This is a genomic window from Gluconobacter sp. P5E10 (assembly GCF_018812145.1).
In the GTDB taxonomy this organism is placed as follows: domain Bacteria; phylum Pseudomonadota; class Alphaproteobacteria; order Acetobacterales; family Acetobacteraceae; genus Gluconobacter; species Gluconobacter cerinus.
Map to the genome: position 1 here is coordinate 1 of NZ_JACRVZ010000013.1, position 15572 is coordinate 15572.

Sequence of the window (15572 nt, forward strand, 5' to 3'; positions counted from 1 at the left end):
CAACAAATGGCGGTCGTCCGCCCTTGCTTCCATCGGAATACGCCAGGGCCTTGTCCAGATCAGGACGGAACGCTTCAAAATCCACAGTCCGGGAAAACGCTTCGAGCTGATCGCCAAGCCCACTCAGCCGGGCAAGACGCTCTTCAACATCAAAGAAACCAGACTGCTTCATATCGCCATTCCCTCAATCAACGCAGAAGAAATAGAATCATACAGAAGACCTCAAAACCAGGGGGTTTTTAGAACCCTCCAGGTGCAATGTTTTGATGAATGAGGCTATTACGTAGTAATACTGACTCGCCTTGGCGAGGTCGTTCGCCGACCATTCGGTGAGGAGAACGTCATTGAGGGACTTTTGGGATCTGCCGCCTCAAGAGACCGGTGCGCTGGCACGCCATCGCAGTTTCGCGGCCGCCTCCTCGTACGCGCTCGGGCTCGTGATACTGGGGACGCTCATACGTTTCCTGATCAATCCGTTTCTCGGCGGCAGGACGTTGTTTCTCTTACTGCTTCCGGGAGTGCTCGTCGGCGCGGTGATCGGCGGTCTCTTTTCCGGTCTAGCCGCAGCCACACTTGCATCAGTGATCGGCTGCCTCCTTCTCGCGCATGACGGCGCGCCGCCGATCGAAAACTGGGTCGAGACGATCCTGTTCGCGACACTCTGCGTCCTGATCACGTGTGGTGGCGAATGGCTGCTACGTGCCCGTCGGCGCACGGCCGCGATGGCGCAGCGTATCCTTGAGCGGGAGGCGCATCTCAGCGCCATCCTCGACGCAGTTCCCGACGCTATCATCATTCTCGACGAGCGCGGCATCGTGCAATCATTCAGCAACGCGGCGGAGACACTTCTGAGGTCTAATGCGGCAGAGGCGATCGGGACGAATATCGCAGACATCGTCCCCGAACTCGGAACGGCTCCAGTCTCCGATCGGCACGGAATAGCGGCAGTCGCCCGTCGGAAAGACGGGACGACTGTCCCCGTTGATCTGTCTACCGGACGCCTGACATCAGGAGAGGGCTCCTTTACAATCGCGTTCCTTCGCGACCTCACGGAACGCGAGGAAGCGGACCGACGCGTGCGACAGTTGCAGGCCGAAGTCACACATATCTCACGCCTGTCAGCCATGGGCGAGATGGCAGCCACACTGGCTCACGAACTTAATCAGCCTCTGACGGCCATCACGAACTTTCTCAACGGCGGACGCCGTCTCCTGGAAGCCGAGAACGGGCAGAGCACGCGCGTGCAAGAGGCCATGGACAAGGCGGCCGCGCAAGCGCTGCGGGCCGGTCGGATCATACGGTCGTTGCGGGACTTCGTGTCTCGGGGAGAAGGTGAGCCGGGACTGGAAAGCCTGCGGGCGCTTATCGAAGAGATGGCAACGCTGGCCTTGGTCGGAATTGCGGAGCGCGGGATCGACGTATCCTTTCAGCTGGACTCTGGGGCCGATCAGGTTATCGCGGACAAGATTCAGATCCAGCAAGTCCTCCTCAACCTGATCCGCAACGCCGTGGAGGCCATGGAGGACTGTGACGAACGGCGTCTGGTCGTCGCGGTCGACGCTTTCGAAGGCATGGCACGGATCCGCGTGACGGATACTGGCCCCGGTGTGAGCCCCGAGATTGCGGGCAGGCTGTTTGAATCTTTCTCAACGACGAAGGATCATGGCATGGGAGTCGGGCTGTCGATCTGCCGCACCATCGTGGAGGCTCATGGAGGACGCATCGGAGCGCAGCGGGAACGCGGGGGAGGGATGTGCTTTCTTTTCACTCTTCCCTGCGCCAGGACAGAGGAGTTTGGCGAATGAACCCGGATGGTATCGTCCATGTGATCGACGACGACGAAGCCGTACGCGAATCCCTTGCCTTCCTGTTGCTGACATCGGGACATACCGCGAGGACCCACGCATCGGCGGATGAGTTCCTCGCTATCCTCGACGGGGTCGAGTGCGGATGCATCATAACGGATATCCGGATGCCGGGCATGGACGGCATCGCTCTTGTCGACCGTCTCCAGAAGCGCGCGACGGTTCTCCCGGTCATTGTGATCACGGGGCATGCTGACGTCCCCCTAGCGGTGCAGGCCATGAAAGCCGGCGCCCGCGACTTCATCGAAAAGCCGTTCGACGATCATACCATTCTCGACGCGGTGGCCTCCGCTCTGCGGTGCGATGACGAGAACGGCGCCGAACGCGCGCATGCACATGTCATTCGCCAGCGGATCGCCGCTCTGACGACGCGGGAGCAACAGGTTCTCCGTGGCCTCGTCGACGGTCAATCGAACAAGGTCATCGCCCGGGAGCTTGGGATAAGCCCGCGCACGATAGAGATTTATCGGGCCAATCTCATGATAAAGATGGACGCTCGCAGCCTGTCTGAACTCGTGCGGATGACGCTGACAGCCACGGAGCGGCCGCGATAACACAGTCGACCTGAAATCAGGACGGGTCGTTTCCCTTAGGAGGTTTTACGTACGTAGTTTTCCGGATGCGCTGGAGCTCGGGTGGGCCCAAGATGACATTCAGTCATCCAGCAGCGGCCGTTCCGAACGAAGCGCATGACTTCCGCACGCCGTCGAACCGCGAGGAGAACACATGAGCCAGGCCAGCACGATCCGGGGACAGGAAATCCTCAACAACCCCGCCCGCAACAAGGAAACCGCCTTTACAATGACTGAGCGTCAATCGCTCGGCCTTGAAGGTCTGCTTCCTCCGACTGTGGAAAACATCGACCGGCAACTGGAGAGGGTTCAGACGCAACTCGCCGCAAAGCCGAATGATCTCGAACGCTACATCTATCTCATGAGCCTGGCGGCCAGGAACGAGACGCTATTCTACCACACGCTGATGTCCGACCCCGCGCGGTTTGTGCCGATTGTCTATGATCCGACCGTGGCTGATGCCTGTCTGGCATTCGGACATATCTATCGCGGCAGCGCGGGCATGTATCTCACGCGCGACATGAAAGGTCGCTTCAAAAAAATTCTGCGCAACTGGCCGGTAAAAGACGTTCGGTTCATCTGTGTGTCCACCGGCGGCCGTATTCTCGGTCTTGGCGATATCGGCGCTAACGGCATGGGCATTCCCATTGGCAAGCTCCAGCTCTACACCGCCTGCGCGGGGGTGCCGCCCGAGGCGCTGCTGCCTGTGCTACTGGACATAGGCACCACGAACGCGGCGCTCCGGGCCGATCCGCTTTATCTTGGTCTGCGCGAGCTCCCGCCAGACGAAGCGGAGGTGGATTTGATCTCAGAGGCATTTATCGAAGCCGCTACAGACGTGTTTCCCGGTGTCTGCATTCATTTCGAGGACTGGAAAGGTACCGATGCGATGCGGCTTCTCGCCCGCTATCGCGACAAGGTCCTGTGCTACAATGACGATATTCAGGGAACCGCAGCGATCGCGGTAGCAGGCCTGACCACGGCACTGCAGATCAAGAACGAGACTTTCGCCGATCAGCGCGTCCTTTTTCTGGGCGCAGGCTCAGCCGGGATCGGTATCGCAAGTATGATTGTCTCGGCGATGGTCGAAGCGGGTCTGGGCGAGGCCGAAGCGCGTGAGCGTATCGTACTGATCGATGTCAACGGTCTGATCGAGACCAGCCGGACCGATCTCAACGAGTGGCAGAAGCCGTTCGCGCACGAGGCGAAACCGACGAAAGATCTTCTTGAGGTCGTCAGAACCTTCAAGCCGACCATTCTGATCGGCGTCAGCACCATCGGCGGCGCATTCACCGAGGAGGTGGTCCGCGAGATGGCAAAACTGAACGAGCGGCCGGTGATCTTCCCGCTCTCCAATCCGACGAACAAGGCGGAATGTACGGCCGAGCAGGCCTATACCTGGACAAAAGGCAAAGCATTATACGCCGCTGGAGTCCAATTTCCGGACTTCGAATATCAGGGAAAGAGCTACCACCCGGGACAGGCCAACAATTTCTATATCTTTCCGGCAATCGGCCTCGCCGTTTACGCGACCCGTCCCGCGCGGATCACGGACGATATGTTCATCACCGCCGCCGCCGCGACAGCGGATCAGGTGGGGCCGAGCGCACGCGAGCATGGCATGCTGTTCCCGCTCCAAGCCAACATCCTGGAGACCGAAGTGACGACGGCCACGCGGGTTGCGGAGCATATCTTCGATAGTGGACAGGCCACCGTCGAGCGTCCGGAAAATATCCGCGCCTGGATCGAGGGGCTGCTCTACAAGCCGGTCTACAAGGAACTCTGACACACCTAAGTCATCCCCGGTGATCGGCTCGAGCCGATCACCGGGGATGATGACGCCTTCTCTCACCAACCCGGAGCAGATCCGTGAATCTCGTGATACTCGTCGCCGCCATCGCTCCGGTTGTCCTCATATTCGGGCTGGGCTATCTGGCCGGGAAGTACAAGGATTTCGATCACGATCAGGCCATCGGTTTCAGTCATTTCGCGCTGAAATATGCCCTGCCGGTTGCGCTCTTCCTCAGCATGGCGTCCTTCAAATGCGACTTGCTCCTTCAGCAGGGGCCACTCGTTGTGGTCATGATCATCGGATATTCGCTCTTCTTTGGCGTGAGCTATCTCGTCCTGTGCATGATGACGCGCGACCGGCTGACCGCAGTCCTCCTCGGCTATGCGGTGTCCTCCACAGCCGCACCGATCTATGGCCTGACGGTCCTCGATCCAATCTATGGCGATACGGTCGGCGGCGGCGTAGTCGGTCTGGCTGCGGTTGTCACAAACCTCTTACAGGTTTCAGTCGTCATCTACCTGCTCGAGAGCGCGTCCAGGTCAGAAACGTCGAGACCCTCGTTGGCCCGAACGCTTGGAAAAACGATCAAGAACCCCCTTGTGTGGGCACCGGTGCTGGGCACCATCGTGTCTCTGTCCGGTCTGACGATGCCGCCGGTTTCCGTGTCCGTGCTCAAGCCTCTAGCAGTCTGCGCACCAGGAGCGGCGATCTTCGCCTGCGGGCTCGCGCTTGCGTCTTATTCCCTTAATCTCAGATCTAGGACCGTTATACTGGGATCGCTCGTCTGTGTCGTCTTGCAACCAGCAGTCTTCTTCGTCGCCCTCAAGGCATGGGGACTAAAATCCGCTATGGCGAAAGCAGCTTTTGTCGCAAGTGCGATGCCTACCTCCACACCGTCTGCCCTGTTTGCCCAGCAGTATGGGAAGTGCGAGGTAGAAACAGCCAGCATCATGCTGCTCACGACGCTCGGCATGGTCGTCGTCATTCCCGCCACTGTCGCTATATGCGAGTGGATATAACGCAAAAAAATAGATGATTGGAAAAGTTCTCTGGTTTTAAGACCTGGAGGGTTCGAAAAACTCTCTGGTTATGAGGCCCTGTGTGTGATTCCATCGTTCATCTTACGATGAGGGATGGATGATGATGCAGCCCGGTTTTTTTGATGTTGAAGATCGCCTGGCTCGTCTGAGTGGGCTTGGTGACCAGCTCGAAGCGTTTTCCCGGACTGTGGATTTTGAAGTATTCCGTCCTGACCTGGAGAAGGCTCTGGCCTATGCGGACGGGAGCAAAGGCGGCCGTCCGCCGTTTGATCCGGTGCTGATGTTCAAAATCCTGGTGATCCAGACGCTGAATAATCTGTCCGATGAACGGACGGAATATCTGATCAATGACCGCCTGTCCTTCATGCGTTTTCTTGGTCTGGGGCTGTCAGATCGCGTGCCCGATGCCAAAACGGTCTGGCTGTTTCGCGAGCGTCTGACACAGGCGGGTGCGGTCGATGGTCTGTTCAATCGCTTTGATGCAACCCTGCGGAACGCTGGTTATCTCCCGATGTCAGGGCAGATCCTGGATGCAACGCTGGTCGCGGCTCCCAGGCAGCGCAACACAAATGCTGAGAAAGCGGATCTGCGTGAAGGGCGGATCCCACAGGACTGGCAGGACAAGCCGTCAAAGCTGTCCCACAAGGACAGGCATGCGCGGTGGACGCTGAAGTTCACGAAAGCAAAGCGGCAGGAGGATGGGACGATCCCCGCAACAGATCTTGCCATCCCATTCTTTGGCTACAAATCCCATGTCTCCATCGACCGAAAATTTCGGTTGATCCGGAAATGGAAAACAACCGATGCCGCCGCCAGTGATGGTGCGCGATTGAGAGAGGGCTTGCTGGATAAAACCAATACGGCCTCAATAGTCTGGGCAGACACAGCCTATCGCTCAAAAGCCAACGAAGACTTCATGGAGAAGCAGGGCTTTGTCTCGAAGGTCCACAGGAAAAAGCCGCATCTCAAGCCTATGCCTCGGCACATCCAGAAATCCAACGCCGGAAAGTCCGTTATCCGGTCACGTGTCGAGCATGTCTTTGCTGATCAGAAGTCACAGACCGGACTGTTCATCCGGACAGTGGGTATCACTCGTGCAACCATGAGGATCGGACTGGCCAATATCGTCTATAATATGCGCCGCCTTCTCTTCCTCGAGAGGATTAACGCCCACGCGTAGCAGTCCAGCAGATGATCGTTCCCGATCTGCTCAAAACGCAGAGCGAAAGCCACCCCAGGAGCCATCAATCAGCACGCCAAAACTCTGAAATCAGGAGCCAGACGCATCAATCAACGGTTCTTCGATCTCTCCATCTATAATATGCGCCGCTTCCTCCTCCTCGAAAGACTGAATGCAAACGCATAGCCATCCAGCGAGGGACAACACTCGATCTGCTCAAAACGCAGGTCAAAAATGACCCAAAGCGACGTCAATCAAATCGCCAAAAGCCAGAAATTACCGGCCAAGCACATCAATCAAGGGCTCTTCGATCTCTCCATTTTGAGAATATTAAGAAGCCGATCGACAAGGGGTCTTTTAGGTGTATCTTTTTGAAAAAGAAATCCAAGATTTCTGTATGGTACAGGATCTGGGAGTGAAATTTTTTTCAGGTAAAAGTCTCGCGCCCATGGAAGAGACCAGTCCGGAATCAGAGATACGCCGATTCCTTGGTTAACGATAGTCGTGATGACTTCGAGCGCATCTAGCTCCAGCCGTTCATGAGGCCAAATGCCGGTGCGTCTCAGATAATCATCCGCTAGACGTCCTCCCCACTGATTGCGATCATAGCGGATAAAGGGATAAGTGCGCAGGATTTCATGCGGATCAGTTTCTGTTACCTCTCCTGGGACGAGGACGATGAGAGGCTCCGATCGCAAGGTTTCCCAGATATGGGTGTCCGGAATATTAAACGGAGGCTCCACGATGAAGGCCGCATCAAGGGTCCCGTCCAGAATACTATTGTAAAGCGTGGAAGATGATCCGGGCATGATGTGTAGTTCGATTTCCGGAAAATATTCGAAGAAGCGTTTCAGATGAGGGGGGAGCAGGCCATTCGCGGCACTGTTAATTGCCCCTAGCTTAAGCTTGCCGACAGGAGTGTCGCTTGTCGCTATTACACAAAGCTCGTGGACCGATGTGATGATACGACGGCTTTGTTCAAGAATTGCTAAAGCATGTTCGGTCGGGCGCACATTGCGTCCGTCCCGCTGGACAAGGGAACAGCCAATCTCCTTTTCCAGTGCACGTATCCGCTGAGCGACGGTTGCAGGTGTCAGGTGCTGCTGGCGTGCGGCTCCTACAATGGAGCCTTGTTCGATAACAATGAGCAGGCTTTCAAGAAAACGTGTTTCCATAAACAGTTATCCGGAATGAGAAAAATATGGACCCTTAGACCTTCTTGATAATGAGGAATGGCTCCATGGTCTTGATGAGATGGGCATGTGGTGAGGCGCGTAGCCAGTGCAGGCCGATATGACGTTGGGGTGGGGTTCTGGAGACTGGAATCTTCCGCACTTTGAGTCCTTCCGGCCAAGGCGGAAGCCAATCTGGTAGTAGGGAGATACCAATACCCTGACTAACCATCAGTGCGATGGCTTCAAGAGAGTCCAGCTCCAGCTGCTCCTTAGGAAAAATTCTGTTATCTTTAAGGAAGGTATCGGCAACGCGCCCTCCCCATTGATTACGATCATAGCGTAGGAAAACATTGTTTTTGAGAATATTCAGAGGGTCTTTTTCAGTACAATCTTCCGGGACTAGCACTATTAAAGGCTCCGATAGAAGCCTTTTCCAGCCGCATGTCTTGGGAATACTAAAAGGTGGTTCGACGATGATCGCGCAGTCTAGTTGTCCTTCCAAGACTTCATGATACAGCTTGATCGATTGACCTGGTGTTACATGTAGGTCAATTTGCGGGTATTCAATGAAAAACTTTTTCAGCATAAAGGGAAGAATTCCGGTCAGTGCCGTAGAAATTGCACCGATTTTTAGTTCTCCGGCAAACTCTTCCTGAAAGGCGAGGGATCGTAGCTCTTCAATGCCCTTAATGAGCTGTCGGCTCTTCTCAATGATAGCAAGGCCAGCAGAGGTCGGTGTCACCGTGCGGCCGGCACGGGTCAGTAGAGGTTGTCTAATTTGATCCTCAAGAGCCTTAATTCGTTGCGAAACGGCGGCAGGGGTTAGCGAGAGCTGTCGCGCGGCATCAGCAATGGAACCTCGTTCCACGATGGCGATAAAGCTTTCCAGAAAGCGTGTATCCAAAGTGCAATGTCTCTCGTTTCTGAGATCGAAATGATTTCTTCAGCGTCCATGGTATGCCAATCGCAAGGACGTCTGAAGAGAATTTCGGTTTTTTTAGCGTCTCTGAAGACTGGAAAAGTTAAATGGCAGTCAGCGTCATTGCTTTGGCGACGTAGATCATCCTTTGTGTGCAACGGGGAAGACGTCCTAAGCTATCGTTTGTTATGAATGAAAAGGGCTCGTGATCGCGTGAGGTGTTCCTGCGCTCAGGACCTATTGATTTGATTGCGGAAATCTGATTCAGGCTCTGCGAGGAGACTAAAGGTGAGCGATCTGTTTTGGCTGACGGACGAACAAATGGAGCGTCTGCGGCCCTTTTTCCCAAAGAGCCACGGCAGACCCCGCGTTGATGACCGTCGCGTGCTGAGCGGCATCATTTTCGTGAACCGCAACGGTCTGCGCTGGCGGGATGCGCCCCGGGAATACGGCCCCCACAAGACGCTCTACAACCGTTGGAAACGTTGGGGCGACATTGGCATTTTCATGCGGATGATGGACGGCCTGTCTGCCGCGAAGGCGGAGCCAGCCTCAGATCTTCATGATTGACGCAACCTATCTCAAGGCGCACCGCACGGCTTCAAGCCTGCGGCTAAAAAAGGGGATCCAAGACGCCTGATCGGTCGCCCCAAAGGTGGTATGAATACGAAGCTCCATGCCGGTCACGAATCAGAACGGACGACCGCTGAGCTTCTTCATGACAGCAGGACAGGTCAGTGACTATACCGGTGCCGCTGCCCTGCTGGACAGTCTTCCTGCTGCATAATGGATGCTGGCGGACCGGGGTTATGACGCCGACTGGTTCAGAGACGCCCTGGAAGAGAAAGGGATAAAGCTCTGCATTCCAAGACGGAAATCTCGCGGAAAACCGCTCAAATACAATAAGAGAAAATATAAACGCCGCAATCGCATCGAGATTATGTTCGGAAAGCTCAAGGACTGGCGGCGGGTCGCAACACGCTATGACAGATGCCCAAATATCTTCTTCTTCGCCACCTGCCTCGCAGCAACCGTCATCTTCTGGCTATGTGGCTTGAGCCGAGGTGTTTGGTCCCGGGGGTTGATGGATTGGATTGATAATGAATTTTTCTGGCTCTGAAGTCCATATTTTGCAGACATATTCGTAAGGTGTGAGGCCACTAAGGGTCTTGAGCCTTCGCCCGAACTATAGGCTGCCATGAAGTCGTTGAGGTGTGTCCTCAACTGCTCATGACTGTCGTAATGGAAGCGTTTGACGGTTGCTTCCTTGATCGTCCTGTTCATCCGTTCAACCTGCCCGTGCGGTTCGGGGACTGGGACGCTAGGGCAAAGAGCCGACATCCCGAAGCAGGACCTCTCCTCGATGAAGTCGATCCCAAAGCCTTTATCACCGGCACGGGCTACGAGGCTGATTTGCTTATAGAAAAGCTAGAAGAACGTCAGATCACATCGGTTATTTCATCAAGCGGGAACCGACGCTATCCAAGGAAAATTCGTTTCGCAATCTACAACAAAAGAAATGAAATCGAACGGTTTTTCGTTAGATTGAAGCAGTTCAGAGGCATTGCAATAAGATACGATAGGCTGAAATCAACATTCCTCGCAGCAGTTCAATTCTCTTCTGCCATCATCGGGATTAACTGACGACATGTCCCACTAAAAAACGTTTTTTCCATTTTTATAAAAATCTTAATTGCAGAGATATACGAGCTTTTGCTGGTTTTTTGAATTTTTTTTCCACAATAGGATAGTTTTATTATCTTCTAAATCAAACAGAAATCGCTATATCCGGAAAGTTAAATATGTTTTGGATATGGAACATAAATGTTGCCGGTCTGCAATGGGATCGGTTCATGAGCAGGAGTTCAGGATGATTACGGTTCGGGCTGCACGGCAGGGTTCTGTCATGAGAAAAGCATTCCGCGACTTCCTGATGCTATCTGTTTGTACGGGATGCCTTTCGATGGCAGCGGCTTATGCGGGTACTTCGCAAAAAGACAAAAACCGCCGTGTATCCCCGTCCAGGCATGTGGATGTTAATGTCACACCCGTGCACCATTCAGTGGCAAAGCAGGATCGTCCCGAAGTCATCAGCGTCAGGACGAATCGTCGAGCGTTTGGTTTCGGGGCCGATCAGCGCCGTGCAGGTAATATCACTAATCTGACTGCGGAAGACCTCGTAACGCATCATGTTACGACCGTCGAAGATATCCAGAATCTGGTGCCCAATCTTACGATCCAGACTGAGGGTGGCTCTAACGTTCCGGACTATTACCTACGCGGCATCGGCATGCAGGACTATACCCAGAACAATATGTCTTCGGTCATGACCTATTTTGACGATGTGCCGTATACTATCACGGCAATGAGCTCCGGTCAGATGTTTGACGTGGCATCCGTGGGGGTGGAGCCCGGTCCTGTGGGTTTCGAGCACGGACTTGGCGACACGGGCGGTGAAGTGCGGATTACGACCAACGATCCAACTAAGACCCTTCACTACGGTGCATCTGAAGATATCGCGAGCTACGCACGTAGCAAGACGAATTTCTACGTGTCCGCACCGATCACGAACCGGCTGCAGTTCCGGCTTGCCGGTCAGATGCTGCAGGGCGGAGCTTTTCGCTATAACCGAGTAAATCGTGAGTCGATTGGACGGGCAAACGAAGGCGCGCTACGTGGAAAGCTGGCCTGGCAGCCCGATGACAAGACGAACATCAAATTGACCGCCAACTGGTCACAGGATTCCTCGGAAGCACAGGCGGGGTTCATTCTATCCGACAGCAACAATATCCTCCCACGCGATCAGGATATCTACGTAACCGGCTGGAGCCTTAACCCGCAATACGCCAAGATTCTGGGGCTCTCTCCAAACAGCAAGCCGTCCTATAACGACATGCAGTGGAGCATCAATCTCAACGCCGACCGGGACCTCGGATGGGCCCACCTCGCAACGATCTCTTCATTCCAGCAACAGCAGCGCCATGAGTATATTGATCGTGACGCCGAAGCCTATCGTTCAGGAGATAGTTACCTTACAGGCAGCATGAATGTGTTCTCTCAAGAAATACGTCTCACAGGACTGGCGCTTCATAACCGTCTCGAATGGGCGGCTGGCATGTATTACAATCGTGTACGCGCTTCGGGCGAGAACTGGTTTGACTACACGGATCGCCCCGGAAAATATTATTTTCAGGACAGTGCTCATGTTCAGCCGCAGCAGAATTTTTCGCAGTTCGCGACCCTGAAATATGCCCTGACACCCAAACTTCACCTGATTTTTGCTCTGGAGCATCAAAGCGACGATCGCCAGTTTCTTGACGACGCCGTTTATCGGTACGATCCAATAACGTTATCCAAAACCTATTCAAAGGTTTTCCCCAACCATGGGGCGCTGACAAACCAGTTTTCGGGAAAAGTCGGCATCAATTATCAAATGTTACAGAACGCGATGCTCTATGCTGATATTCGCCGCGGTGTGAAGCCGGGTGGCTTCACCGCTAATACAACCCTGACGGAGCAGCAAGCCGCAGGCTTCAAGCCAGAATGGCTTATGGCGTATGAAGTCGGGTTCAAGAGCGAATTCTTCAATCACCGTCTTCGAATCAATGGCGCCGCGTTCTGGGATTCCTACCATGACCAGCAGTATTTCTCATATATTCTAGTGCCCGGATGGGGAACGGTTGGCTCCTATGTCAATGTACCTCGTTCACATATTTTCGGAACGGAACTCTCGATCAGTGCCCATCCTTTCCGCGGACTCACACTCTCGCAGAACGTCGGATATCAGCGTGGGACCTATGATGATTTCCAAGTTCTGAACGTGCAAGCTGTCACGGCCTATTACGCCAAGACCGGACAGTACAAATCCATTACAGATAGTTATGATGGTGCAGATACGGGCATTCCCAAGCTGACGCTGAACGGAAGTATTTCCTACGAGACGAAACCCGTTTTTCGGAAATATGTCATCACGCTTCAGGGGGATTATTCATATCGTGGTGCCCAGAATACTGTCCCGCGGGGTACCGGAACCTATCTGCTGCCAGCTTACTTTCTCATGAATGGGAGTGTGACCCTCAAACCGCTCAAGGGACGATGGGCTGTGACGGCTTATGCCACGAATATTCTCAACCGTGACTACATCGTCAGCCGTACGCTCGCGACAACGGTCAACATGGGCATTTCCGGACAACCGAGATTCGTAGGCGGCCGTTTTTCTTATAATTTCTGACACCGGAATATTCCGGAAATACTTTAAGGTAGCGGGTGCTTTTCTTGCAGAAAGCATCCGTTGTCACGGGGGAGACGGTATTGATGAACGAAAAGCAGACCAAACTTTACCATCGTCTGAACTGGCGGATCATGTCGTGGATCATTGTGATCTACCTGATGGACAGTATCGATCGTACCAATCTGGGGTTTGCACGTAGTCATATCTCTCAGGATGTGGGACTAACCGCGGCGCAGTTCGGGTTTGCTGCCGGAATTTTTTTCGTCGGTTTAGTGTTGTTCGAGATTCCCATCAGTCTCTGGTCCTCGCGTGTGGGCGCACCCAAGACATTCGCCAGAATTATGGTTCTGTGGGGTATGACATCAGCGGCGACAGGCTTCATCCACAGCCGTGACAGTTTTTATGTCCTGCGTTTTCTGCTGGGGGTTTTTGAAGCTGGGTTTGCTCCGACCTGCACTTACTATCTCGCTCGCTGGTATCCCGAAAACCGGATGTCCGCAGTCATTTTCTGGCACCAACTCTCCTTGCCTCTGGCTGGAATTATCATTGGCCCGATATCGGGGCTGATTCTGGTCCATTTCGATCAGGTTGCCGGTCTGGCAGGGTGGCGGTGGATGTTCCTTCTCGAAGGTCTTCCTTCTATCCTGCTGGGAATCATCGTTGCATTTTTATTGCCCAGAGCTCCGAAGGATGCGTCATGGCTGTCCGCGCAGGAACGCCACATGATCGAGACGTGGAGCGTGCGGCAGAATGTGCGTCATGTGAAGTTCTCCGCCGTCGTACGGGATCCCTCCATCTATTTTCTGGGACTAGGCTTCTTTGCGCTTATGGCCGGAATGTACATGCTCAACTTCTGGCTGCCGTCCATCATCCATGAGTCCGGTGTCCATTCTTCTGTCGCCGTCGGACTGTACTCTTCCTTCCCGTATGTGGTGTCCGTGGCTTCGATGGCGTACTGGAGCGCGCGTTCGGACAGGCTTAAAGAGCGGAGCTTTCACTGCTATGCACCCGCAGTTCTGGCGAGCCTGTGTTTTCTGCTGACAACTGTAATTCCGGACATCTTCGTTCTGAAGATGATCGTTCTCGCAGGCGCTACGGCCGGGATCTACGCCTCTTACGTGGTGTTCTGGGCCATGGCTGCCAACGTGTTTCAGGGAAGTGCCGCAACTGGCGGATTTGCTCTGATCAATGCCGTCGGTCTGTGGGGCGGAGTGATCAGTCCCATGGTTGTCGGAAAGCTGACTTCCATTACAGGAACACTGTCAGCAGGAATGCTGTGCATGGCCGTAACAGTTGCCGTCGGCGCTCTCATTCTGTGGTCCGTGACGCGCAGGATCACGGCACCATCCGTTTCTCCTGTTCCTTCTGAAATTCTGTAACTGTAATTGAAAGATTTGAATATGAAAGTCTGCCTCACGGGTGACAGCATTGTGTTGCGCCGGCTGAACACGGATATTGATACGGTCTGCGCCCCGCTGTTTGACATGATCCGGGACTGCGATGCGTCCTTCACAAATCTGGAGATCATGCCAAGCGACTATCAGGGGGACCCTGCCCTTGATCATGGCGGTTCTCATTTCAGTGCCCATCCTTGGATTCTGGACGAACTTCGCACCGCAGGTTTCGACCTATTCGCGGCCGCTACTAATCACTGCCTAGATTACGGTATTTCCGGTCTTCGCATCGCAATCGGAGAACTAAAAAAGCGCGAAATCCTGTATTCCGGCGTCGGTTTGACCCTTGAGGAAGCGCGTCGGCCAGCCTATTTCAGCCATCCTAAAGGCACGGTTTCAATGCTCTCCTGCTGTTCAACGTTTGCGCGTGGGCAGGAAGCCGCCGATCAGACCCGCAGCATGCAGGGGCGCCCCGGCCTTAATCCGCTGCATTTCAGCACGACCTATCAGGTCAGACCGGAAGAGCTGTCCGTGCTGCAGCAGATTTCCGCAGGCCTTGGACTGGAAAAAATCAAGCAGGAACAGATCAAGCTCGGCTTCGGCTATCCCGCTCCGGAAGGGACGCTGACACTGGATGGAACACGTTTCGTCGAAGGCAGCGCAACCCGTATCCTTACCACTCCGAATGCGCGGGATCTTGAAGAGATCGGGCGCTGGGTCCGTGAAGCCCGGATCGTTTCTGATGTGGTGATCGTCAGTGTTCATACCCATGAAGTCGGATATGACGCGGATGGCACAATCAGTTGGGAAAAACCGGGAGAATTTCTGAAAGCGTTTGCTCGTGACGCTATCGATCAGGGCGCCGATATCGTGGTCTGCCACGGTCAGCACCTGCTGAAAGGCATGGAGCTCTATAAAGGTAAACCAATCTTCTACAGCCTTGGAAACTTCATCGGCCAGAATGAACTCGTCGATATGCTGCCCGAGGATTCCTATACCTTCTATAAAGTCCGCACCGATGTAACGCCCCATCAAGTCTACAAGACCCGGACCCTGAACGACAAGAAGGGCTTCCCTGCTGACCGCCGTTTCTGGGAAACCTTGCTGCCGATCTGCGAATTCGCGGAAGACGGGACATTGTCATCCATGGAAATCCATCCCGTTTCGCTCGGACTGGGCAAAAGCGCCCATACGCGCGGCCTGCCTTTCCTTGCGGAAGGCGAAGAAGGCGAGAGTATCCTGTCACGCTTTGAATCCCTCTGTGCGCCATATGGTGTCAGCTTTACGCGGAGCAAAGGAAAGCTGATCCTGAAACAGGAGTGATACAGCATATTGTTTGCAGGGGGTTCCAAAGTGAAACGCCCTGCAAAGACAATATTTTCTTTCATTAGAAGCCATATAATC

General features: G+C 54.3%; 11 protein-coding genes and 3 pseudogenes. 10 read left to right on the plus strand and 4 right to left on the minus strand.

From position 1 onward, the window contains the following. Window positions 1-172 (minus strand): annotated as a pseudogene (locus tag KP707_RS15865) (IS5/IS1182 family transposase); the annotation flags it as partial. 172 nt (window positions 173-344) lie between these two features. On the opposite strand from KP707_RS15865, the gene KP707_RS15870 reads away from it, so the two are divergent. The 5 genes from KP707_RS15870 to KP707_RS15890 all read left to right on the plus strand — a co-directional run bounded on the left by KP707_RS15870 (window position 345) and on the right by KP707_RS15890 (window position 6449). Beyond that, window positions 345-1805: a sensor histidine kinase gene (locus KP707_RS15870; protein WP_194303387.1), complete on the plus strand. Its 1461-nt coding sequence runs from the start codon at window positions 345-347 to the stop codon at window positions 1803-1805. Next, window positions 1802-2419, plus strand: coding sequence for a response regulator FixJ (fixJ, locus tag KP707_RS15875; RefSeq protein ID WP_215751932.1), 618 nt, complete (start codon window positions 1802-1804; stop codon window positions 2417-2419). The genes KP707_RS15870 and fixJ overlap by 4 nt, the downstream gene beginning before the upstream one ends. Before the next feature lie 172 nt (window positions 2420-2591). Further along, complete coding sequence (locus KP707_RS15880) at window positions 2592-4223, plus strand: NAD-dependent malic enzyme (RefSeq protein ID WP_194690193.1); 1632 nt, start codon at window positions 2592-2594, stop codon at window positions 4221-4223. 83 nt (window positions 4224-4306) lie between these two features. After that, on the plus strand, window positions 4307-5248 hold the full coding sequence (locus KP707_RS17165; RefSeq protein WP_173585212.1) for an AEC family transporter: 942 nt from the start codon (window positions 4307-4309) through the stop codon (window positions 5246-5248). Window positions 5249-5366: 118 nt separating this feature from the next. After that, window positions 5367-6449 carry an IS5 family transposase gene (locus KP707_RS15890; RefSeq protein ID WP_173578274.1) on the plus strand — a complete coding sequence of 361 codons (1083 nt, stop codon included), beginning with the start codon at window positions 5367-5369 and terminating at the stop codon, window positions 6447-6449. Window positions 6450-6745: 296 nt separating this feature from the next. Here KP707_RS15890 and KP707_RS15895 read toward each other — a convergent pair whose 3' ends face one another. Next, a complete protein-coding gene (locus KP707_RS15895) occupies window positions 6746-7624 on the minus strand; it encodes a LysR family transcriptional regulator (RefSeq protein WP_215751931.1) in 879 nt (292 codons plus the stop codon). 34 nt (window positions 7625-7658) lie between these two features. Continuing rightward, complete coding sequence (locus tag KP707_RS15900) at window positions 7659-8528, minus strand: LysR family transcriptional regulator (RefSeq protein ID WP_215751930.1); 870 nt, start codon at window positions 8526-8528, stop codon at window positions 7659-7661. A 303-nt stretch (window positions 8529-8831) separates the two neighbouring features. On the opposite strand from KP707_RS15900, the pseudogene KP707_RS15905 reads away from it, so the two are divergent. Next, window positions 8832-9591, plus strand: a pseudogene (locus tag KP707_RS15905) (IS5 family transposase); the annotation flags it as partial. Here KP707_RS15905 and KP707_RS15910 read toward each other — a convergent pair. Then, a pseudogene (locus KP707_RS15910) lies at window positions 9589-9854 on the minus strand (IS481 family transposase); the annotation flags it as partial. The pseudogenes KP707_RS15905 and KP707_RS15910 sit on opposite strands and share 3 nt — an antisense overlap. On the opposite strand from KP707_RS15910, the gene KP707_RS16925 reads away from it, so the two are divergent. The 4 genes from KP707_RS16925 to KP707_RS15930 all read left to right on the plus strand — a co-directional run bounded on the left by KP707_RS16925 (window position 9786) and on the right by KP707_RS15930 (window position 15491). Next, window positions 9786-10187: a transposase gene (locus tag KP707_RS16925; protein WP_252348920.1), complete on the plus strand. Its 402-nt coding sequence runs from the start codon at window positions 9786-9788 to the stop codon at window positions 10185-10187. The pseudogene KP707_RS15910 and the gene KP707_RS16925 overlap by 69 nt on opposite strands. A gap of 226 nt (window positions 10188-10413) precedes the next feature. Beyond that, the gene (locus KP707_RS15920; protein WP_215751928.1) at window positions 10414-12774 is read left to right on the plus strand and encodes a TonB-dependent receptor; all 2361 of its coding nucleotides are present in this window, start codon (window positions 10414-10416) and stop codon (window positions 12772-12774) included. Window positions 12775-12857: 83 nt separating this feature from the next. Continuing rightward, window positions 12858-14153, plus strand: coding sequence for an MFS transporter (locus tag KP707_RS15925; RefSeq protein ID WP_215751927.1), 1296 nt, complete (start codon window positions 12858-12860; stop codon window positions 14151-14153). 21 nt (window positions 14154-14174) lie between these two features. Continuing rightward, window positions 14175-15491, plus strand: a complete 1317-nt coding sequence (locus KP707_RS15930) for a CapA family protein (RefSeq protein WP_215751926.1) — start codon at window positions 14175-14177, stop codon at window positions 15489-15491. Window positions 15492-15572 lie beyond the last annotated feature (81 nt).